Raw genomic sequence first — 22,808 nt, 5'->3', positions numbered from 1 at the left:
ACCTTTGAAGGTATGCTTACAATACCACCTAATTATTGACTATGAAAAAAGGCTGATCCAAGTTTTACCTAGATCAGCCTTTTTAAATTTAATTTTATTGAACCTTGTTCAAATTAGTTGTTGTTTGCCTTGTTCATTCTTTTAAATCCTCTTCTGAAAGGCCAAGTATACTCCAAGGCCTCCAAACCTCTATTCAAATTCATAGTGGAGCTGTCAATATTTACCAAGGTACTTTTTAAAGTGTTGTTGAATTCTCTATCATTCAATAGTGTTCCAACTGCATTATCTGTACTATTGAGCTTGTTGGTCACCTGATTAAGGTTAGTAGTCATCTCCTTGGCATTATCAGCAGTTGACTGAAGGTCAAGTATGGATTTTTGAAGGTTTCCATAGATTTCCTTGTCTGTAAGGAGATCATGAACCAGATTACCTTCTTGATTCAAGTTAGCCGATAACTTTGCCAAGTCAGTAGTCATCTGGTTACTCTTCACAGCTGTTCTTTCAAGGCTAGTCATCATATTTCTAAAACTCATTGCCAAAGTAGAATCTGTAAGCACTGCTCCTATGATACCTTCTCCTTCTGCAATTTTGCCTGTCAATATTTTTAGATCATTGGTGATCGAAACAAGGTTTTTATTGTTTTCTTGCAAAGTCTCCATCATCTTATCAGTATCCAGTGGCATTTCTGATATCAGTCTATCTCCATTTTCTACTACTGGTGCTTGGGAAGTACCTCCATAAATTACGATAATTTTATTACCTATAAGTCCATCGGAGCTAATTGTAGCTTTGGAGTCCTTGCGAATATAATCTTTTGACTTTGATTCAACATTCATTTCGATCTCTACTTGAGAATCGCCATAGAAATGGATCTTTTTTACTGTACCTATCTTGACACCGGAAAACCATACGTTATTTCCAGTTTGAAGACCAGCTACATCATCAAAGACAGCTTTTAGGCTAATGCTTTTGACAAACTTCTTTTGTTGACCACCTAATGTCATGATACCTGCCACTAGTATGATGATTCCGATCAGTACAAATACACCGACCAAAACGGTTTTTTTATTATCGTTTCTCATTATTGAATGAAATTATAGTCATAAAATGATTTTATCCTTGGGTTGGTAGCTTGGGCAAATACTTCTTCAAATGTTCCCACGGCTTGAAATTGTCCATCAATCAATACTGCCATGCGATCCCCAGTGACTTTGGCACAGGTAAGATCATGGGTAATTACAATCGATGAGGTATTATATTCTTCTTTTACTTGATTGATCAAATTGTTGATGTCAATACACGTCGTAGGATCTAATCCAGCTGTCGGTTCATCATATAGCATGATCTCTGGTTCAAGAATTAGCGTCCTAGCGATACCGATTCTTTTCTTTTGACCACCCGAAAGTTCAGCAGGCATTTGATTTATGGTTTTGGGTAAGCCTACCGAATCCAAAAGCCCCTCCACCTTTTTGTTAATCTCTTTTCTGGTTAGGTTTTTTACGTTGCGGACAAGGGGAAACTCAAGGTTTTCTCTTACTGTCATACTATCGTAAAGTGCCGAGGCTTGGAAAGCAAATCCGATTTTTAGTCTCAATTTATTGAGTTCTTTCAGCTTTAGATTGTTGGTGTTTTTACCGAGAATTGTAATAGTACCTTCATCTTGCTTTAAAAGACCCACCATGAGTTTTATCAATACCGATTTACCAGTCCCAGATTTCCCTAAAACGACTAGGTTTTCTCCCTTATGCAGGTCTAGATCTACACCTCTCAGTACATGATTTTCATCGAAGGATTTCTTTACTCCCCGAATCTCAACTACTTTTTCATCTTCACTATGCATATCTGATTGCGTTTACAATTTGTAGGGCTAGAAGCTCTTCTATAAATATCAGAAACATGGACATGACCACAGAGGCATTGGCTGCTTTTCCTACACCTTCTGTTCCATTTGAAGAATTATAACCTTTGTAACAACCCACTATCCCAATAGTAAAACCAAATACGAGTGATTTGATGAGAGAAGAAAAGACATCTAAAAAGGAAACAGCTTCAAATACCTGTACAAAGAAAGTCGAAAGGCTGACAAGTTCATTTTGATTTACATTGATAAAGGAACCTATCAAGGCCACGAAATCGGTATAAAGTACCAGTATCGGGATCATCAATGTAGTGGCAATTGTCCTACTTACGACCAAGTATTTGAATGGGTTGATTGCAGAAACTTCCATGGCGTCTATTTGCTCTGTCACTTTCATAGACCCTATCTCTGCACCGATGCTTGAGCCCACTTTTCCAGCTGCTATAAGTGCAGTTACAAGTGGCCCCATAGCCCTGATGATAGCGATTGAAATCAATGCTGGGAGCCAAGAAGTAGCCCCAAATTCTGATAAAGAAGGTCTTGATTGATTTGTGAAAACTATCCCCACTATAAATCCCGTCAAGGAGATCAATGGAAGTGACCTGTACCCAATTTCATAACATTGCCTTAGTATCTCTTTGAATTCATAAGGAGGAAACCAGACCTCTGAAAAAAACCTCTTGACAAAGCGAAATGCATTTGCCAATCCGGTCAAAAACTTGTCAAGTTTTTTCGTCAATACTGGCTTGTTATTTTCAGATTTTTCTGACATAAATTCTGCTTTCTTAATAACGAAAATCTCTAAATTAATAAATTATAAATTTTACTATTCCAAGAGTGATTGAATGGCAGAAATCTGTAAAGGTTTTATTAAAAATCCTTTCACCGCCGCATATGAATTACTCCTGTCGATGTCTTCAGGATCCATGGAAGAGCTCAGCATATAAGCTGGAATCTGAATCCCTCTATTTTCTAAATTTTCCAAAAACTCCCAACCGCTCATCTCAGGCATGTTGATATCCAACAACAAAAGATCTGCCTCCCCACTCTCTAGCCAATCTAATGCCGAATAAGGATTTTCAAAGAAAATTAGTTCCAAATTCGGGTTTAATCTCAACATATTTTTCCTGTTGATCATGTGCTGAATCTTGTCATCATCTACAAAAATAATTCTTGCTTTCAATTCATTCATTTTCAAAAATCTTTAGTTTGTCCTTACTCCAGCTCTTTGATTCAAGTGAAAGTAAATTGACCATCTGCTGGTGATTGTGCATTTGTTGGGTATATGGATTTAACTCGCTAACAAAAATAAGGTTTTATTCCACCAATGAGAGAAAATTCAAATAAAATTCAAATTTAGCTTAGTCTAATTTTTTTAGCCAAGACATATTTAGCCAAGACTAAATATAATATATTTACTTATTTTTCAGTACTTTAAATAGATTCACATAAATCTTATTAGAATAGGTCATCGAATTGTTCATACCGAAAAAAATTAAGCTCCTGTCAAGGGGAAATTCTTATAAAAATTTTAAAAATTAGACATATTTTCGAATTAAAGCTTAAAATCACTGCTCCTTTTTGAGTAGGATTTTTAATAAAACTAGGCGTCAAATTAATCAAAATGGATTCCTCATAAGTGACCTCCTACTCTATCTTGTGTCAAAGAATGCTCATCTTTTGAATTAAAAAATTTAGCTTATATTAGTCTTTTAAGTTTTAAAAATCATGGAAAAAGATCAAAGCAAAAAACCAATCTCACTTAGAAATAAGCTGCTTCATCTTCTACTATTTTTCAGAGATCGTTTTGATCTGCATGAGGGAAAAGAAGATGAGTTAGAAACGATAGATTACATTAAGAAAAACATTGAATTTAAAGGAGCCAATCTTTGGATTTTGATATTTGCCATCTTTGTGGCTTCAGTAGGATTGAATGTAAATTCTACCGCTGTCATAATCGGTGCCATGCTGATATCGCCACTGATGGGACCTATCATGGGTATAGGTATGGCCGCAGGTATAAATGATTTCGATCTATTGAAACGATCTCTAAAAAACCTAGGAATTGCAGTGCTGATAAGTATTCTTACCAGTACATTTTATTTTGCATTTACACCACTCAATGACGCCCAATCAGAACTTCTCGCACGTACAGAGCCAAGCATTTGGGATGTCCTCATTGCCCTGTTTGGAGGACTTGCAGGAATAGTAGCTGGATCGAGAAAAGAAAAATCAAATGCCATCCCTGGCGTGGCTATAGCAACTGCCCTAATGCCCCCCTTGTGCACAGCTGGATATGGTTTGGCTACGGGTAATTTACTATATTTCTTTGGTGCTTTTTACCTGTTTTTTATTAATTCTGTTTTCATCAGTCTTTCGACATATTTGATTGTCCGATTCATGAAATACCCTAAAAAGGAATTTTTGGACGCAAACAGAGAAAAGACAGTAAAACGATATATCACCATATTCACTATACTGACCATAGTACCCAGCGTATACTTGGCTTACAATATCGTCTCTCGCACCATTTGGGAGAAAAATGCCAAAAGCTTTGTTCAAACTGAACTCGATTTCCCTCGTGCACAACTGATCGCAAGTACACTAAATTACAAACCTGATAGCAGTGGTATTGAAGTTTCTTTTGTAGGAGAACAAATAAGTCAGGAGGAAATAGAAAGGCTGGAAAACAGGTTAAAAGCCTTTAACCTGGGCAAAACCTATCTCAAAATAAAGCAAAGTGGAGATGGTACACCTGACTTGAATATGCTGAGATCCGATGTACTTAAGGATCTTTATGAAAGAAATGAATCGTTGATTCAAAGTAAAGATCAAAAAATCGCTTTTCTGGAAAGTGAACTTTCTCAGTATGCATCATCTAGTCGCCAAGTGATGGATATAGGAAAAGAAGCTCAAGTAAATCATCCCAACCTCGTCTCTTTCTCCATGAATCGGGCTGTGGTGGCTGATGTACAAAAGAACGAACAAGACACGCTAATGATGGCCTATGCTCAATTTAAACAAAGACCCAATGAGCAGGAAGTGAAAAAGTTTCAAAAATGGCTTAAACTCCGAACCAAGGCAGATACTGTGGCCTTAATCATAGACTAATTTTATAACATTTCTGATTTTTGATATCACTTTATTTACCGAATGGCAAAAAAAATACCCTGATCAGGGTATTTTTTTTGCCATTCGGTCCATGTACCTTTGTAGAGGTTATACACGTTTTGGTTTATATTTTAAAAAACTTTGTGAGGAGATATTGACTTATTTTTTGAACCTCACCAAATTTCTCAGCACTTTTTGAGGTACTGGGTTTACGGTTCTTGGTACCTCTTTCCTTTTCACTCCATCTGATGATATATATCTTAAGAAAAATCTTCCTTATCGATTTTTCATTTGTATGATTTCTGTCTTCAAGTCTAAAATCATTTTAGAAAGATCTTCGTTTGTGACAGGAGCAGTTTTGTCTTTGGGATTAGGAAAATCTGTGCTGATAAATGCCTTCGCTTCCCATATTTCTAAGACATCCTCTCCTTTGATTTCATATGGCTTGTAGTGTTCGTTATCTGATACCAAATATAGCTTCCCATTCTCTTCTAAATAATTGAAAACTCGCTTATACACGACACCTTCTGTTACGGTAATCAAAATATATGTCTTCCCGCTTTTGATGTCTCTAAGCCGCTCTAAATAGCTTCCAATGATCAATGTACCAGAGACCAAGGGCAACATACTATCTCCAGCTATTTCAAATGCTCTATAGGTAAGGTGATTCGATAAGTGAGGGAGCTTGATATGAGGAAGTGACTCCATGTACTCAAGATCTGCAAAGCCATTGAGGTATCCAGCTGATGCTTTTTGGCCTACCATGGTGATCTGCTCTTCGTCATTCTCATCAACAGCGATCGTGAGCACTTTCATTTGTGTAGGCTGAAGCACTCTTCTCCCCGACTCTTGTATATCATGATTCAAAAGCTCATCAAGTGATACCGAAAAAATTTCAGAGATCTTGCAGAGAGCAGGTAGCTTAGGTTCTGACCGACCATCTTCATAAGCAGAGATCATCGTCCGCTGCACTCCCAATTGATCTGCCAAATCTGTTTGAGTCAGACCATGAGAATTGCGAAGAAACCTGATATTCTTCGATAACATTTTCATGCTGAAAATAAGTAAAAGTTGTGATCGTCTTTTATCGGATTATTAAGTGAGAAAGGATTGTTTTTTCTGCGATTTTCCATTCGGCGCTTAATTTCTTCCATTATTTCACCAACTGACTTTGGTTCATTCACTAAAAGATAGCCGTATTGCGGCTTGACTTCATCTTCTATTATGAATTTCACTTGACAATTTCCTGAAGCCAAAGTTTTTTGTGTTAGTCTGATTTTAGATTGATCTTCCATAGCTACATGATTTTTAACAGGAGCTAATTTAAGAAAGTTATTTTAAATAACATTCATATGTTTATAAAAACAACACAAAAATGACAGCTGTTGTCACAAAATGTGAATTATGTATCAATTGATACCTATCTGACCGGCTCAAGTTGGGTCCGCTCTGACGTACATGTACCTCGTGGATAGGGGTTGAGAAGCTAACTTAAACTCGCATTGCAAATTTCCAATGGTGTAAATGCAGATATTCAAATAGGCAATTCCTAAAACCCAAATACCTTTTAGGTTTTTATTAGTCATATTTCATTTTTTAGTAATAATTGAATGAAACTTGGAAGGCCTATTATCACTTAAAATCAGTATATTATAACATTCGATTGCAGATTTTAGTCACATAATTATATTCAATTTGTCGGAAACTAACTTGCTATCTCACTCGATAGACATAAGAAGCTTGTGTGGCAAACACTCCTAGCCCTTTTGGAATATTATTATACACTTGCACAGGCTGTGCAAATGGATCTCCATCTGTCCATCTTTGCAAGTTGAATGTGGTCTGGTACAAATAATAACTTCTAGAGACTGATTTCAGAATAATGTAACTCTCCACCTCTACTTCAAAATCTGGATTAACATGACCTGGATTTGGATTAAATGTAAAAGAGCTACCAGCACTAAACATCTCCATCTCAAATTGACTGCCATCAAAAAGCCTATCGTTAAATAAAAGAGTATTTGATGAATATTCTCTCTGGTATACAGGGTTTTTCGGAGTGAGATAGATAGTCTGTTCTGTTCTATGCTCTACAATTTCCCCTATTTGGTTGGGATATCTATAGGTCATTACATTATAGGCTGATATCTCATAAAAATTTTCTCCAACAGGATCTTGAAATACTAAACTAACATCCTCTCTTGTGTAATAATCCATTTCGGTGGTTCCATTTACAGTGAAAGAAATAATGGGAACCACTTGTGGCACTGTCTCCGTCACTTCTATCCTTTCATAATTAGGCACATCGATTGTCAAAGTGTATGTTGAACCTGGTTCAATATAGATAGATTGATTAATATAATTTCCAGCGCTCTGATCAAATACCAAATCATGATCGACCAAATCTTTCCGAATAGTCACTGTAGCATTTGCAATAGGATCGTAGATGTAGTTATTATCTAAAATATGCTTGCTAAATGTAAGTCTAACAATAGGGTTTTCAGAATCCTCCAAAATACTATTTATAGTAATCAAAGGTTTCTCAAATGGTATATCAATGTCTACCACTGTCTCACAAGCACTTAGAAATGCAGTCAGTATCAAAAGTAATTTGGAGCAATTTGTTGTAAGCTTCATATTTTTAAAATTTGAAGGTGTATGCAAATGAAGGAATTACTGGGAAAAGACTGTATTGAACGATTTTTCTATTCCCTGATCTATCATAGCTTAAGTCCATAAAGAATGGATTTAACCTATTGTAGGCATTATAGATACCCAAGGTCCATTTTCTCTGCCCCCATCTCGTATCTTTCCACCAGCTAAAACTCAAGTCCAGTCTATGGTAAGCCCTATTGCGGAAATTATTTCTACTTTCATAATATTGTATTTCTGGCCTCCAGCCACCTCCCCACATAGAAGATTCGGCTCCTTCATACCTGTGAGTTGGCAAGGATACAGCATTGCCAGTTCCATACACCCAGACTAGAGAAAAGTCTTTATTGTCTTTCCAATCATGCGTGAGTGCTATGCTAATGTCATGTCTACGATCATATTTGTAAGGAAACCACTCTCCAAAATTAATTTCATCAAATCTCCTCGTGGTATTGGACCATGTATAACCGATCCAGCCAGAGACTTTACCGATTTTCTTTTGAGCCAGGAGCTCTAGACCATAGCTCTTCCCCTCACCTACAGCTACTTTTTGTTGCCAATCTTGATCTATATTCAGGTAAGTTGCTCCATCTCTGTACTCTATCAGACCATCCATAGTCTTGTAATAAGCTTCTGCACTGAGTTCTATACCTTTTAAGCTTTTGAAAAAACCTAGGGCTGCTTGTTGAGCTTTTTGAGGACCTATCTGTTGCGTTGCAGGTACCCATAAGTCTGTTGGTAATCCCAATCCAGCATTTGTCAGTAAATGAATAAATTGAGCCATGGTAACATAAGAACCCTTGATAGAAGTTGATTCGTTGATCAAGTATCTAGCAGTAACTCTTGGTTGAAGGGAATTATAGTTTTGACCACTGGTCAAAAAACCAGAGTAATGCATGCCAACATTTGCCTTCAACCTAGAGGTAATATTGAAATCATCCTCCGCATAGAGCGAATACTCTGTTGAATTAAGTTCATCCGATCCAAGAGTCTGATTTCCTTCCCTCTGATTACTTTTACTGGCATATACTCCTGGGGAGAATTTGTGCAAGATCACATTACCGCCAAACCTGATATAATGATCAGGATTCGGTATGAATTCAAAATCAGCTTTACTTGCCCAATCCCTGATTCCTGAAAAGTACTTTTCAGAATAGAACCTGGTCTCATTCACCCCTGGACCTGTTTGTTTTTCTTGATAATCATTGAAAAGGTCAAAGTGATACCTGCTATATGTAAAAGTATAATTTGCAAATAACCTGCTGTTGATGACATTATTCCAGCGTAATGCAGTAATAAAATTGCCCCATTTCAACCCAAACTCATCCTCATAATCAGACCTTATATCGTTATTAACGTAAAAATTTTTATACCTCGCATAGGCCTTATCATCACCCGAATATACGCTTAGATAAATTCTATTCTTATCATTGACGATATGATTTACTTTTCCGTTCAAATCGTAGAAATAGTATCCAACGGTCTCATTGCCAGAAGTAGCTGCTGCTATGATAGGTCTTGCTAAGATATCTAGGTAGGTTCTTCTGGCAGAAATAATGAAAGAGGTCTTGTCTTTGACAATTGGTCCCTCTAAAGTAATTTTAGATGCAATCAACCCAATTGAACCCTCTCCTTTGAACTCTTTCATGTTACCTTCTTTCATGGTCACATCGATGACTGAGGACAACCTGCCACCGTATCGTGATGGAAATCCCCCTTTTATCAATTCTACATTATTGATAGCATCTGCATTGAATACTGAAAAGAAGCCAAACAAATGTGAAGCATTATAAATAGGTACACCGTCTAATAAAATCAGGTTTTGATCAGGTCCTCCGCCTCTCACATAGAGTCCACTTGCCCCTTCAGTACCAGATTGTACACCAGGCAGAAGTTGTAAAACCTTGAAAACATCTACTTCCCCCATCAGTGCAGGAAGTTCTTTAATTTGTCTTATTGGAATATTTATGGTTCCCATCCTGGTTACTTCTTGAATCGGATCCATATTTTCTGCAGATACTACTACCTCTTCAAGCAATCCATCTGGCATTAGTTGGACATTGATGGTGGTGTCTTGAGAAACTGAAATGGTCAACCTCTGGGACTGATATCCCACATAGCTAAAATATAGGTTTACACTATCTAAAGTGGTCGTGTAAGAATAAAAGCCAAATTGATTACTTACAGCCCCTTTCTGCGAAACCCTATCATACACATTGGCACCAATCAAAGCTTCATTACTTGAAGCATCTCTGATAGATCCACTGATAGTCACTCTTTGCGCAACACTGATTGTAGCAGTGACAATTGTCAATAAAATGACAAGGTAAATTTTCTTCATAAAAAGATATTAAGTATAAAGTTTCAATCACTCTCTTTAATAAAAATTATTAATAACTATTGAATAGATTTCACAAAGCTATTACAATTTTTTCAAATTAATTATACTTAGTTTTTTTTTAGTTACACCCACTTGACTATTGTTCAATATACTCACAAAGCATGCACTTCAGGAGAAATAGTATGTTTTGATATGATTCAGGTACTAACGATGTCAAAACTAAATTTATAAAAATTTTACTTTTTTGTAACTAAAATTATATAATTTTAGTAAACTAATTAAAAATTTAAATTTAACTCAAAATCAATATTATGAAAGTCAACTTTATAGTTCTAACATTTTGCTTACTCAGCACCTATTCATTTGGCCAATCCTCAGATGAAACATCAAGTAAAAAATTTGATTACATCCAAACCAAGCATGAACTAGGTGTAGATGTAAGGCCGCTTTTCAATGGATCTTCTCCGAGTAGCCTGTTCTATAGAAAGAATTACACAGGTCAAGGAGGAAAAAATATGGGATTTAGACTTGGTGGAACTTTTATGAATAGCTTCAATGATTCACAAATTAGTTTCCAAGGTAGTGATTACGAAAATTCTAGAATAATCAACTATGGACTTACTATAGGACTTGAAAGGCAAAAATTCATTTCTGATATGTTTATAGCTTATGGAGGTTTCGATCTTTCAGGTGCTCTAAGTCAGATAAGGTATGCGAGACAAACAGGCACAGTATCTGGCAATAACCCTAGACATGCTAGTGTAAATGCTAGTGCAATTGGGCTAGGAAACTTTTGGGGAATGAAATACCACTTTAACTCTAGATTAAGTTTCTCAGCTGAGACTGGCTTTGATGTTATTTATTCTTCATCTAATATAAGGCTTTCAGATAATGTTGGAACCATCTCCACAGACGAAGGTCCTAAGTTGTGGAGTTTTAATCTTGTTCCTCTAAAAGCTTTGAGGCTATCCTATCATTTTTGATAAAAAATTTCACTGACTCATGTTTAATTATATTGAACATGAGTCAGTTTTTATTTTGGATCTAATAAGGATCTACATCAATAATTATCCTAACACTTCGGAACTCCTTATTAGCATACATGCTCTCTAGTATTCTTCTTAATTCATGTTTGAAAATAGCTTGTGCATTTCCAGATTTATCCAATTTCACCAAGGTTTCGAAAATGTACTGATTTTTTATTTTCCCAATTAATCCCTTTTCTGGGCCAAGCATTATCTTCTTAACTTGCACTTCAAGTAGTAAATTATGCAAATGTCGAGCTGCTTTTTCAGCAAGCTTGTAATCTTTGTGTCTACATGAAACTTTGATCAACTTGACGAAAGGCGGGTAAAAGAACTTTTGTCTTTCGGCCATATCTTGTAAATAGAAACCCTTATAGTCACCTTTGATCACCTGATCGAATAGGAAATGGTCAGGTTTTCTGGATTGAATTATCACTACTCCCCTTTTTTCCCTTCTTCCAGCTCTGCCTGCCACTTGGGTAATCTGTTGAAATGCCCGCTCCCCTGCCCTAAAGTCTGGAAAGTACAAAATTCTATCAGCATCCAATATGCCTACTACGGTCACCCTATCGAAATCCAAACCTTTTGTAATCATCTGAGTGCCAACCAAAACATCTACATTCCCAGCTCCAAAATCCTCTAAAATTCTCTGGTATCCATACTTACTCCTTGTAGTATCTAGATCCATGCGCGCAATTCTAGCCTCAGGAAATAGCAAAGATAAACTCTCTTCGATACGCTCTGTACCCAAACCCACTGCTGACAATTTACCACTCCCACATGCTGGACAAACTTTGGGTATTTTTTCTTTGAAGCCACAGTAATGACATCTCATCTCCTCGCTGTATTGATGGTATGTGAGACTTACATCACAGTGCTCACATTCTGGAATCCATCCACAATCTTCACATGAGATATATGGAGCGTATCCTCGCCTGTTTTGAAAAATCAACACTTGCTCTTGGTTGTTGAGAGCTTCTTGGATTTTTTCCCGCATGAGTCGGGTAAAATCTAACTTCAACAATTGTTTCTTTTTGTCTACTAAAATATCTGATATCAAAAATTCTGGTAAAGAGGCATCACCGTACCTATTCAAGAGTTGTACATAGCCATACTTTTTGATTCTAGCATTGAAGTAGCTTTCGAATGATGGTGTTGCTGAGCCTAGCAATGTCTTTGCTTGATGCAGCCAAGAAAGCATGATGGCAGCATCTCTGGCATGAAACCTCGGCGAAGGTTCGAATTGCTTGTAGGAGGATTCGTGCTCTTCATCAACAATGATCAACCCCAAACTATCGAAAGGGAGAAAAATAGAAGACCTTACACCAACTACAAATGAAAATTTACCGCTGATTACACCATTCCAAACCTCAACCCTTTCATTATCAGAAAATTTGGAGTGGTAAATCCCCATCTTACTTCCAAAAACCTTCTGTAATCTCGATACAATTTGTGTCGTCAAGGCTATTTCAGGGAGTAATAGTAGTACTTGGCTTCCACTTGCAATTGCTTCTTCTATGAGCTTGATGTATATTTCTGTTTTACCACTTCCAGTGATTCCATGCAAGAGGTTCACCTGCTTCTCTTGAAAACTAGACTTTATCTCTTCAATCGCACGGTTTTGCTCTTCGGACAAGGTTACCTCCTCGTCATTTCCTTGGATTTCTTCAAATCTACTGATGATGAGTTTGTACTCTTCAAGAACTCCATTTTTGATGAGGGTCTTTAAAGAACTCATGGATAATCCAGCATCTGCAAATATTCTTTTATCTAAGCCCTTGACATTCAACTCAGGCCTTTGATAAATAGGTACCTCTTGAAGATACTTTAGTAATATTTCCTCCTGCTTTGGTTTTGCTGATAGTTCATCGAATAAAGTCTCCAAAGACTTTCTATCTTCGACAAAAGGCTGGCTAAACCTAATTCTTGATTCTACTTTGGGGGTATATTTATCTTTGACTTGTTCGAAAACAATTATGGCTTCTTTGATGACCAAGCTTTTGATGATACCGTGAATACTTTTGATACCAAGTAGCTGCTCGCATTCATCATAACTTAGCTCTGACTTGGAAGCTAGTGCTTGTAAGATTACCTCTTCCCTTTCATCAAGTGGATAAGGTGAGGTCTCTGTATCAAAGGTCGGGTTCAGTTGAATCTTACTTTCGCTACTCAGCTTAAGTCCTGCTGGAAGAGCTGCATTCATCACTTCTCCAATGTGGCAACAATAGTACTCAGCCATCCAAGACCAAAATTTGATCTGAAGGGGATTGACCATGGCATAACTATCCAAAACATCGAGTATAGGTTTTGCCTCGTACTCTTTTGGCGGCTTTTGATGAACCTTGCCAATAATGCCTGTGAGCACTTTCTTAGACCCAAACTGTACCATCACCCTAAAACCTATCCCTACTTCTCCTTCAAGACTTTTGGGAATCTTGTATGTGAACATTTTGGGAATGGGTACAGGAAGAATTACATCCGCAAATCTTGCAGATTTACTTTCCAAGTCATCAAATAAATCACCAAATAAACTTTCCAAAAATTTATGATTTAATTCTTTGTCCAATCATGAGCTTTTACCAACTCTTCTGACAAATATAAACAAAGAGTGGCGAGGAACTTTTGGAATTAAACATTTTATCCAAAAGAACAATGCAACCTTATTTTTTGACTTGCAGAACATAGCTAAGAATCTTCAATAGCGCAAGCCTTAACACAACTCAGATATGGGCTATGAAGAAATAGGACTTTGATTACTCATTTTCTAAAGTCTACATGCTTTCTCAATTGATCCATTTCTTTAGAAAAGTCGAACAACTGACTTAATCGCTCTATTTTTTTGCTCAAAGTTTCTAGGAATTTTTGATGAGAGGGACTTTCTGGGTTGAAAGGGCGATGTGCCAGCTCTTTTTTGATTTGCTCGATCTCCTGCATCATTGGGTAAGCGACTGGAGCTATCCATGATTGCTTGAATCTGTGCCAAATATAATCTTCTGCCTCTTCGCTTGGATGAATTTTGTCAGCTTTATAAAATCTGTAATCCCTCAACTCATCCATCATGATTTCATAACTGGGGAAATAATGTACAAAATCAAAAGAATCTGCTATCTGGTGACAAGCTAGTCGCAACAGACTTTTGCTTAGTTGGTCAGAAATAATTCCATCTTTCACGTGTCTCACAGGACTTACTGTCAAAACCACATGGATATGAGGATTACATTCCTTTAAAAGCTGAATGAGTCCTATGTAAATTTTGTGAATTTCCTCCAGATTTATCAGTCGTTTTTTGAAAAAATGGCCAGGTTGCTTGTGACAATTTGCCACAAGTTGCTTTTCTTCCACCAATTCATATACCCAAGCTGTCCCAAAGGTGATCATCAAATGACTAGCATTTTCTAGTTGATTTTTGGTTTGGACGTGCTTCTTGTGAATCAGTCTCTTAAGAGAATCCTTGCTGTATGCTGACACATCTGAATGCATGCCATAATGCAAATACAAACCATCACGAGAAAGAATCATGTCTTCGTCGATTTCCAATTCCAAAATAGAATCTTCTAGCACTTTTGATATAGAAAGTGGGTTAAACAAAGTTCCAAAAGGATTATTGACTACATCAAACTTTCTATCTGCAAGTTTTTCTCCTATCATGGTGGAAAAACAAGACCCAACTGTATAAATATGAGCGTGATGATCGATCTTCGCTTGAGCTTCGGGAATATCAAAAGTTGTTGTCCATTGCATGACCTAAAATTAAATAGAAATATTTGAAATAGAAGGTTTGATTAAAGGAGAGTTTGAAATGGTAAGTTTTGGAAAAATGGAAAGAAGACTCATGGGCACATAAAATGACCTTTTGAGAATTAAAAAAGGCCTGTGTTTCCACAGACCTTGGATTGCAAATATTTAAGATCCAGAAATAGTTGATGCCATACACTTTGCAGTCAACGAGAATCCTAAATTCAACTATTTTTTTCCACCCACTTAAAGGCATTAACAAAAGCCTCTACCCAAGGTGTGATTTCATCTTGTGCATTTTCAGCAGGGTAATGAGGCCAATTCCATGGCTTCAATGATCTTTCGATATGTGGCATGATAGCAAGATGTCTACCGTCAATCGACGCAATTCCTGCTACTGAATAATCAGAACCATTAGGATTCCCTGGATAGCTTTCGTATGCATACGTCATTCCTATATGGTATTCCGATTTTTCTTTCGGTAATGAGAACTTACCTTCACCATGGGCTACCCACACACCAAGTTTCTGGCCTGCAAGGCTTTGAAACATAACTGTGTTATTTTCTGGTATGTTTACGCTTACAAAAGCTGATTCAAACTTGTGAGATTCATTGTGAAGCATTTGTGGCTTGACATCATGATCAGGTGTCACCAATCCCAAAGCTATCATCAGTTGGCAGCCATTACATACCCCAAGACTTAAGGTATCTTTTCTTGCATAGAATCTATCCAATGCCAGCTTTGCTTTTTCATTGTAAAGAAATGCACCTGCCCAACCTTTGGCAGAGCCAAGTACATCGGAATTAGAAAATCCACCTACAAAAACTATCATGTTCACATCTTCTAATGTTTCTCTACCTGAGATCAGGTCGGTCATATGGACATCCTTCACATCAAATCCAGCCAACCACAAGGAATAAGCCATCTCTCTGTCTCCATTCACTCCTTTTTCTCTGATTATGGCAGCCACTTTCCCAGACTTATCTTTACGGTAAGGGTTCAAGGCAAAACTATCAAAAGTGCCTTTCCAATTATCATGAAAATTATAAGTCAAGGGCTGGTTTTTGTAGTTTTCAAAACGTTCCGAAGCAAGTTTTTCCCCAGATTGCTTTCTGTCCAGAAGATAGGAGGACTTGTACCAAGTATCTCTCATTTGAGCAACATCCAATGTCAATCCTAGACCATTAAGATCCATCTTACCATCCGTAGTCACAGTGGCGATAGAAACATAATCTATATCGTGATTGGCCAAAACAGCTCTAGCTCGCTCAGGATTGGCCACTTGAATCAACACGCCAGGATTTTCTGCAAATAATGCTTTCAACTTATCACTGCTTTGCAATCTATCAACTTTCACTGCAAGACCTACCTTAGAGGACGGGAATGTCATTTCAAGCAAAGCAGAAATTAGGCCTCCAGAAGAAATATCATGTCCGGCTAAGATTTCACCTTTTTCTACCAATTTCTGAATAGTCATAAATGCTTTTCCAAAGTATTGATAATCTTTGATATCAGGAACATCAGTTCCTACTTTGTTTAGCACTTGATAGAAGCTAGAGCCACCAAGTTTGGGATCATCTTTAGAAAAATCTATATAAAATATCTTGCTACCTTCTATAGCTCTTATGTCAGGCGACACTACTTTGTTGATATCTGAACACTCTCCAATAGAAGAGATAATAACTGTACCTGGAGAATAGACCACCTTCCCATCAGGGTATTTTTGAGTCATAGACAAAGAATCTTTGCCTGTAGGTATATTGACACCAAGGTCTATTGCGAATTCGCTGACAGCTTCTACTGCACGATAAAGCCTGTCGTTTTCACCTTTATTTTTTGCAGGCCACATCCAATTAGCACTTAGAGATATCCCTGCAAGTCCCGCTTCTATCGGTGCCCAGACCAAATTTGTCAAAGCTTCAGCGATCGCTAGTCTAGAACCCGCCTCTGGGTTAGCCAAAGCTGCTACTGGAGCATGCCCTATGGAAGTGGCAATTCCTTTTTGTCCTGTAAAATCTATAGCCATCACAGCCACATTATTCAATGGTACCTGTATCTCTCCCACTGTCTGCTGCTTTGCAACTCTACCTGTCACTGACCTATCGACTTTGTTGGTCAACCAATCTTTACATGCAACTGCCTCAAGCTGTAGCACTTCGGTGATATAAGACTTGATATGAGCTATATCATAGTCAGGTTCTGAAAATGTCGCTGTAAACCTATCATCTTCTAATATGGTCTTTGGCGAACTTCCAAACATGTATGACAAATTCCAATCCACTGGCTTCTCACCAGTCTGCAGATTTTCAAACTTGAAATGCATGTCACCTGTAGTTTCTCCTACGACATAGAAAGGAGCTCTTTCCCTTTCAGAAATCTTTTGTAGTAGGCTAAGGTTTTTTTCTCCTACTACTAATCCCATTCGCTCTTGGGATTCATTTCCAATGATCTCTTTAGCCGATAGTGTAGGATCCCCCACAGGAAGCTTATCTATGTGAATAGTACCTCCAGTAGTTTCCACCAATTCTGAGAGACAGTTGAGGTGACCACCTGCACCATGATCATGAATAGAAATGATCGGGTTGTCATTTGACTCAGCCATTGCTCTTATTACGTTTGAAACACGCTTCTGCATTTCAGGATTAGACCTTTGAATCGCATTCAATTCTATAGCGTTTGAAAACTCACCCGTAGCTACAGACGACACTGCCGATCCCCCCATTCCAATTCTATAATTATCACCACCCATGATGATCACTTGGTCACCTTTGGATGGTTCTTGCTTTTTACTATATTCACTACGTGTAAAGCCCACACCACCAGCCAGCATGATAACTTTATCAAAGCCGTGTGCCTTTCCTTCTTCCTCGTGCTCAAAAGTGAGCACAGATCCAGAAATCAAAGGTTGGCCAAATTTATTCCCGAAATCACTAGCTCCATTTGAAGCTTTGATCAATATATCCATAGGTGTTTGATACAACCATGGTCTTTCGTTGAGATTTTTTTCCCATGACCTACCTTCTCCAGCTCGTGAATATGATGTCATGTATACTGCGGTACCAGCTAGAGGTATAGAAGCAGTACCACCAGCCATCCTATCTCTGATCTCTCCGCCAGCACCCGTTGCAGCTCCATTGAATGGCTCTACTGTAGTAGGGAAATTATGGGTTTCTGCTTTGAGGGAAATCACCGTGTCAATAGTCTCAGGCTCAAAAAAATCTGGCTTGTCTTGTGTTTTAGGAGCAAATTGTTGCGCTTTTGGACCAGTGACAAAGGCCACATTATCTTTGTAAGCAGATACTATCCGATTTGGATGTCTTTTGGAAGTTTCTTTAATCAATTGAAAAAGTGACTTTTCTTTTTCTTCACCATCTATGATGAATGTCCCATTAAAAATCTTGTGTCGACAATGTTCCGAATTGACTTGGCTAAAGCCAAACACCTCTGAGTCAGTAAGTGATCTTCCTAGTTGCATTGCTACATTTTCTAGATAATCTACTTCCTCTTGACTTAATGCCAACCCCTCTTGATCATTGTAAGACTTGATATCATTTATCTCTTTGACGGTCGCAGGCTGTACTTGGATCTCAAATATATCCTGGCCAAGATCGTGATATACATGCTGTAGCATCGGATCTATAGCAGACTCATCTTGCAAGGAGTGATATTCTTCAATCCTGACGATTCCTTCAATCCCCATATTGAGCGTAATTTCAACAGCATTGGTAGACCAAGGTGTAATCATCTCTTTTCTTGGACCTGCATACTTCCCTGATACTGAATCTACTTGGAGCTGCTCTGCTTCGCCAAAAAGCCAAACAAGCTTATCAATATCATTTTGTGCTAATGGAAATTTTGATTGTACAGCGTATATTGCTGAATTTTGTGATTGGAAAAAGAGAATCATGTCCTTTGTTTTGGATGTCTTTTTTGAAGAAGTAGCAAAGGTAAACAATTGCTGTAAACCAGAAAACAGAAATCACGATCTAAATCATTTTAAAGCAAGTCTTGACTGATAAAAACTAGGATTGTCTGACTAAGACAACCCTAACTTTATCTGCTTTCTCTACTTGATCTAAAAATTGAACATAGTTTTCGTACACATCAGCTGGAAACACACCATCGTATAATTGAAAACTCCTTATGTAAGTAAATATCCCATCTATATTTTTGAAATCTACCTTATAAGTTCCGAACTGATTTTCAATAGATATTGATTCTGGCAATTTTTCCACTACAAATCCTGCTGGAATTTTATACTCAAATTGATCATTATCCAAAAAACCCATATTACTTTCAAAATCGTACTTTCTTTCACCTTTTAGTGATGAAAGGCCAGAGGTAAATGGATTCAAAGTATTTAAAGAAAGAAATATTCTGTTGCCAGAGAGGCTAGTGAAATTTTTCAATTTAACCTTGGCATTTGTTTCGACTTCAGTTAGAAATCCTTCATTTTTGAGTGCTGACTCTATTGACTCGAATTGCAATACTGAAAGTGTGAAGTTTTGATTAAACCATTTTTTCCTTTGCTCATCAGTTTGCCTATACAAATTTTGCAGTCCAAAATTCTCACTCTGAAGGCCCCTGTTAATCATATTGATGGCTAGGTCAGCTGTACCATTTTCATTGATCTCGATTTCAGCTTTCAATAATTGGGTGTTTTCAAAACTAGAATATCTTGGAGTTTTAACAAGACGTCCCCCATGATCATTGATCAGCAATGCTTGACGATCAGCGGTAAACCTCCCTAAGTACCCTATTGGATTGGTTTGGCTAGTGCATTCTAGCCATAAAGTATCTTTCTCTAATGGAACAGCTAGGATAACATGGTTGAAGTAATGCATAGGAAACTGATCAAATGTAGGTCTTTTTCGATCACCTCCGTGGATGAGTGCGTAGTGGCTATTTATCCCTGCCTCCTTGAGTAATGCCCCCATATAATTTGAGAGTGCTTTACAGTCTCCATATGACAGCTTCTCGACTGTAGAAGCTTCAAATGGCCTCAGTCCACCAATACCAAGCTGAATGCTAACGTACCTTGTATGGTTTTGCATGTACTGATATAATGCCTTTATTTTCTCAAAATCAGTATTAAGTCCTTCCGTCAAATCCTTCACTTTAGCCTTTGTGGTTGCATTCAAAACATCCTTCCCTTTGTTCAGTTGACCTATCCAACTCCCATATGAATCCCAAGTACTCAGGTCACCCTTATACCCATCATAATCAAACTCAGATGGAGCCGCATAAAGCACAGGTGTATAATTTCCTGTTCTTGGCATCAGCTTTTCTGATTCAATGGCTTGTAAATTCTCTAAACTCCAGATTAACCTTTGCCTGTTACTTACTACTGTCGGTTTTTGGTTTGCATCAATTAATGATGATTCTGAATAAAACCGAATACGCTTATCTTTGGGAAGATCATAGGTAACTGATGCTGATTCCACTGGAAGTGCTGAGTAAGGCTGTGGATACCAAGAAGAAATATAGTACAAGTTTGGATATTGCACCTCATATAGAAACTCTACAGTATAAGGATATTTGTATTGTTTCATATCAAGAACTTTCTGCCTATTATCTTCATAGATAGAGAAAGAACTGAAATTACTATAATCTTTGATATCTGATTTTTTAGACTTCAATATTAACTTACCAGCTGCGTCATACACGTTTGCTTGCAGGTTTTTGAATTGAATAGATTTACTATAGTTCACCTGTGTCTCTGCCAAATCATTTGCTTCAGCCTTAAAAATTGTATATGCAATTTTTACACTTCTTGTAATCTTACCATTTTCATCCACAACATTTGACTCTTCCGAAAGTCTGATCACTGCAGAAGCCTTTTCTACCAATTTTGGATCTAATTTAGCTACAGCATATTCTTGGGCTTTCAGAATGTTCGGCATCAGAAAACAAAACAAACATAAGAATAGTGATAATTGCTTCATATTACTCGGTAACCTTTCTTTTTAAAACAATTACCTCTTTCCTTTTTGCTTCCATGATAGAGAAAAAATCCTTCATCTTTTCATACTTATCTGAAGTGTAAAAAGTTTGATTAACCAGCATAGAGCAATTGATTTGAATTTTATCAGCACCACTTATAGCAGACATATAGGAAAAAGAAAGATTCTTATCTTCAAAGTTTGAGACAATAGACTGAGGCAATGATTCAATCTCATATCCTTCTGGTATATCAATAATAAGAGTCAAGTTATCCTTTCTAGTATAAATGTAGTCAATAGGCAAAAGCCTTTTTTCATCTTTGAAGGGATTATCTGCATGAAAAAATTTCTCGAATATATCCAAATAGATAAAATCGCCCGAGATATCTATACCCTGTTGACTTACCATTTTATATTTTTCAACGAAAGGCATTTCTCTCACATCAGCGTTTTCAAAACTGGATTCTATGACCTTCCAATCTTTCAAATTATTTGCAAAATCTTCTTTGAACTTTTCTAATCCTTCTTGTTTAAGTCTTCTTTTTAAATTGCCTGCTTTAAAACCAGTGATCCTTTTATTTACATCTACATTAATATCAGAATCAGATAAAGACACCTGAATGAGTGCAGCCTCGGTCATCGGTATCCTACTTTGAAAATCTATCCAATGAGAATTTTGATTACTTACCACCCAACCTTTGTGATTCATTGAGTGTCTAGGAGATACACCAAAAGGCAGCATATTATCAGAGGCATCTAACACCAACTCTTTACCATTATGAAGAACAGCAGCACTCAAATAGTTAAGCTTATACATCAGCGGATTAATTGGATTTATAAAGCCAATATCTCTTGTACTGCTCACTATGGGGTCAGCATTGAAGCCTGCTTCTCGAAGAAATGCTATCAAAATAAAGTTGATTTCAGAAACAGACCCATTTCCTTCTTGATAAGCTTTTTCTAAACTTTTTGTAGGGTAAATCCCTCTCTTACCATTCCAGCTCACTTTAGAACTCACATGGTTCAAAATTGCATTAATCTTTTCTTCTTCTGTGTCATCTGCTTTTACAATTGAAGGTACAACCGCTTTTACAAACTTTGTTTTATTCAACACCTTACCAAAATCTTCATCCGCAATCAGTTCTTCAGACATTTTCTCCCAACTAGGAGCTACATTTTGTCTGGTACTATTTGGAAATTGGATCCACTTCAATTGAAATTCAACTTTGGAGATGTAACTTTTAGGATTATCTACAAAAGGTTCTTCCCGTAGTGCAGGCACATTAGATACGGCCCAATGGTAATTCTGATTTTCAAAATCTACTGATTGCATACTAGATTGATTAGAAGTCACATACCTACCATGAACCACGTCAGATTGCATCCAGTTGATCCTACCAGCTGAAGTTGTCTTTTTGCTAATATCATAATTCAAACTACCTTGATTGATTTGTGAATACGAAAAATACTCTGGATGCTCTAGCTTATACTCACTCCAGATGGTGGGGATTTCTGATTGGAATTCCCATTCTCTAAGATAATTAAACAGATCCGAATTGATTTCATAAGATATTTCTATTACTGACCCAGGTTTCACTTTTGGCATTGATACCTTCATCAAATTGTAAGTTGCGCTTACTTTTTCTTCAAAAATATTATCTTTCGTCAGTTTATCTTGGATAATTCTACCATCATCTCCCACATTATAAACATTCCCTTTGATATTAAAAACCTTATCTGTTCTACCTTGAATATTATAAAATGGAATGGTAAAATCTGCATAACTCGTCCCCTCTGAGTTGATGACTTTTACAATTTTATGTATCTTGTAATTAATCACAAAACCAGCTGCTGTAGTAAAACTAAACTTTGCTTCACCTACGTGAGATATAATAACTGCGTCAGCTTCTGGATCTGCCAAAAATTCTTTCATCTGAACAAATTCATTTGGTATTTTACCAAATTTTAAACTCCCTAACTGTTGCGAATGAACACTAGAGGTACTAATGATGTGAAAAAGTCCAACAAGAATTGAAAAAGTAAAAATTCTACCCATAAACTAACCTTTTTTTTCTTGAAATGTAGATACTTAAAATCACATTTCAAATAGGTGAATAGTTACTAATAAAAAAATATTTTTCAA

15 protein-coding genes are annotated in these 22,808 nt (G+C 37.0%); 2 read left to right on the top strand and 13 right to left on the bottom strand.

The genetic code is table 11. The features are described from left to right. Window positions 1-113: 113 nt before the first annotated feature. Genes MM214_RS03580 through MM214_RS03565 form a run of 4 tightly spaced genes read right to left on the bottom strand, consistent with a single transcriptional unit; the run spans window position 114 to window position 3,050 of the window. The gene (locus MM214_RS03580; protein WP_241292093.1) at window positions 114-1,082 is read right to left on the bottom strand and encodes an MlaD family protein; all 969 of its coding nucleotides are present in this window, start codon (window positions 1,080-1,082) and stop codon (window positions 114-116) included. After that, the gene (locus tag MM214_RS03575; protein WP_241292091.1) at window positions 1,082-1,840 is read right to left on the bottom strand and encodes an ABC transporter ATP-binding protein; all 759 of its coding nucleotides are present in this window, start codon (window positions 1,838-1,840) and stop codon (window positions 1,082-1,084) included. The genes MM214_RS03580 and MM214_RS03575 overlap by 1 nt, the downstream gene beginning before the upstream one ends. Further along, window positions 1,833-2,630 (bottom strand): MlaE family ABC transporter permease, encoded by a 798-nt coding sequence (locus MM214_RS03570; RefSeq protein WP_241292089.1) that lies wholly within the window; start codon window positions 2,628-2,630, stop codon window positions 1,833-1,835. The genes MM214_RS03575 and MM214_RS03570 overlap by 8 nt, the downstream gene beginning before the upstream one ends. A 54-nt stretch (window positions 2,631-2,684) precedes the next feature. After that, window positions 2,685-3,050: a response regulator gene (locus tag MM214_RS03565; protein ID WP_241292087.1), complete on the bottom strand. Its 366-nt coding sequence runs from the start codon at window positions 3,048-3,050 to the stop codon at window positions 2,685-2,687. Between the two features lie 536 nt (window positions 3,051-3,586). Between MM214_RS03565 and MM214_RS03560 the strand changes: the two genes are divergently transcribed. Continuing rightward, window positions 3,587-4,969 (top strand): TIGR00341 family protein, encoded by a 1,383-nt coding sequence (locus tag MM214_RS03560; RefSeq protein WP_241292085.1) that lies wholly within the window; start codon window positions 3,587-3,589, stop codon window positions 4,967-4,969. A 276-nt stretch (window positions 4,970-5,245) separates the two neighbouring features. Here MM214_RS03560 and MM214_RS03555 read toward each other — a convergent pair whose 3' ends face one another. The 4 genes from MM214_RS03555 to MM214_RS03540 all read right to left on the bottom strand — a co-directional run bounded on the left by MM214_RS03555 (window position 5,246) and on the right by MM214_RS03540 (window position 9,962). After that, window positions 5,246-6,022 carry an XRE family transcriptional regulator gene (locus MM214_RS03555; RefSeq protein ID WP_241292083.1) on the bottom strand — a complete coding sequence of 259 codons (777 nt, stop codon included), beginning with the start codon at window positions 6,020-6,022 and terminating at the stop codon, window positions 5,246-5,248. After that, window positions 6,019-6,264, bottom strand: coding sequence for a hypothetical protein (locus MM214_RS03550; protein ID WP_241292081.1), 246 nt, complete (start codon window positions 6,262-6,264; stop codon window positions 6,019-6,021). The genes MM214_RS03555 and MM214_RS03550 overlap by 4 nt, the downstream gene beginning before the upstream one ends. 418 nt (window positions 6,265-6,682) lie before the next feature. Then, a complete protein-coding gene (locus MM214_RS03545; RefSeq protein ID WP_241292079.1) occupies window positions 6,683-7,606 on the bottom strand; it encodes a DUF4249 domain-containing protein in 924 nt (307 codons plus the stop codon). Between the two features lie 4 nt (window positions 7,607-7,610). Continuing rightward, window positions 7,611-9,962: a TonB-dependent receptor gene (locus MM214_RS03540; RefSeq protein WP_241292077.1), complete on the bottom strand. Its 2,352-nt coding sequence runs from the start codon at window positions 9,960-9,962 to the stop codon at window positions 7,611-7,613. Window positions 9,963-10,273: 311 nt separating this feature from the next. Between MM214_RS03540 and MM214_RS03535 the strand changes: the two genes are divergently transcribed. Beyond that, a complete protein-coding gene (locus MM214_RS03535) occupies window positions 10,274-10,945 on the top strand; it encodes a hypothetical protein (RefSeq protein WP_241292075.1) in 672 nt (223 codons plus the stop codon). Between the two features lie 61 nt (window positions 10,946-11,006). On the opposite strand, the gene priA is transcribed toward MM214_RS03535, so the two are convergent. The 5 genes from priA to MM214_RS03510 form a co-directional block, all read right to left on the bottom strand. Next, entirely contained in the window at window positions 11,007-13,526 is a 2,520-nt protein-coding gene (priA, locus tag MM214_RS03530) for a replication restart helicase PriA (RefSeq protein WP_241292073.1), read from the bottom strand. 218 nt (window positions 13,527-13,744) lie between these two features. Continuing rightward, a complete protein-coding gene (locus MM214_RS03525; protein ID WP_241292071.1) occupies window positions 13,745-14,728 on the bottom strand; it encodes a GSCFA domain-containing protein in 984 nt (327 codons plus the stop codon). A gap of 218 nt (window positions 14,729-14,946) precedes the next feature. Further along, window positions 14,947-18,630, bottom strand: a complete 3,684-nt coding sequence (purL, locus tag MM214_RS03520; RefSeq protein WP_241292069.1) for a phosphoribosylformylglycinamidine synthase — start codon at window positions 18,628-18,630, stop codon at window positions 14,947-14,949. Window positions 18,631-18,745: 115 nt separating this feature from the next. Beyond that, complete coding sequence (locus MM214_RS03515; RefSeq protein ID WP_241292067.1) at window positions 18,746-20,668, bottom strand: DUF3857 domain-containing protein; 1,923 nt, start codon at window positions 20,666-20,668, stop codon at window positions 18,746-18,748. A gap of 1 nt (window position 20,669) precedes the next feature. After that, window positions 20,670-22,598 carry a DUF3857 domain-containing protein gene (locus tag MM214_RS03510; RefSeq protein WP_241292065.1) on the bottom strand — a complete coding sequence of 643 codons (1,929 nt, stop codon included), beginning with the start codon at window positions 22,596-22,598 and terminating at the stop codon, window positions 20,670-20,672. Window positions 22,599-22,808 lie beyond the last annotated feature (210 nt).

The organism is Belliella kenyensis, from assembly GCF_022549675.1.
Taxonomy (GTDB): domain Bacteria; phylum Bacteroidota; class Bacteroidia; order Cytophagales; family Cyclobacteriaceae; genus Belliella; species Belliella kenyensis.
This window is presented reverse-complemented; position numbering and strand designations above follow the sequence as displayed.

Bases quoted from the DNA above. Each gene is read 5' to 3' on its own strand.
- purL (WP_241292069.1), bottom strand. From the start codon at position 18,630: ATGATTCTCTTTTTCCAATCACAAAATTCAGCAATATACGCTGTACAA.
- MM214_RS03510 (WP_241292065.1), bottom strand. From the start codon at position 22,598: ATGAAAGAATTTTTGGCAGATCCAGAAGCTGACGCAGTTATTATATCT.
- MM214_RS03545 (WP_241292079.1), bottom strand. From the start codon at position 7,606: ATGAAGCTTACAACAAATTGCTCCAAATTACTTTTGATACTGACTGCA.
- MM214_RS03550 (WP_241292081.1), bottom strand. From the start codon at position 6,264: ATGGAAGATCAATCTAAAATCAGACTAACACAAAAAACTTTGGCTTCA.
- MM214_RS03570 (WP_241292089.1), bottom strand. From the start codon at position 2,630: ATGTCAGAAAAATCTGAAAATAACAAGCCAGTATTGACGAAAAAACTT.
- MM214_RS03515 (WP_241292067.1), bottom strand. From the start codon at position 20,668: ATGAAGCAATTATCACTATTCTTATGTTTGTTTTGTTTTCTGATGCCG.
- MM214_RS03555 (WP_241292083.1), bottom strand. From the start codon at position 6,022: ATGAAAATGTTATCGAAGAATATCAGGTTTCTTCGCAATTCTCATGGT.
- MM214_RS03540 (WP_241292077.1), bottom strand. From the start codon at position 9,962: ATGAAGAAAATTTACCTTGTCATTTTATTGACAATTGTCACTGCTACA.
- MM214_RS03560 (WP_241292085.1), top strand. From the start codon at position 3,587: ATGGAAAAAGATCAAAGCAAAAAACCAATCTCACTTAGAAATAAGCTG.
- MM214_RS03525 (WP_241292071.1), bottom strand. From the start codon at position 14,728: ATGCAATGGACAACAACTTTTGATATTCCCGAAGCTCAAGCGAAGATC.
- MM214_RS03535 (WP_241292075.1), top strand. From the start codon at position 10,274: ATGAAAGTCAACTTTATAGTTCTAACATTTTGCTTACTCAGCACCTAT.
- MM214_RS03580 (WP_241292093.1), bottom strand. From the start codon at position 1,082: ATGAGAAACGATAATAAAAAAACCGTTTTGGTCGGTGTATTTGTACTG.
- MM214_RS03565 (WP_241292087.1), bottom strand. From the start codon at position 3,050: ATGAATGAATTGAAAGCAAGAATTATTTTTGTAGATGATGACAAGATT.
- MM214_RS03575 (WP_241292091.1), bottom strand. From the start codon at position 1,840: ATGCATAGTGAAGATGAAAAAGTAGTTGAGATTCGGGGAGTAAAGAAA.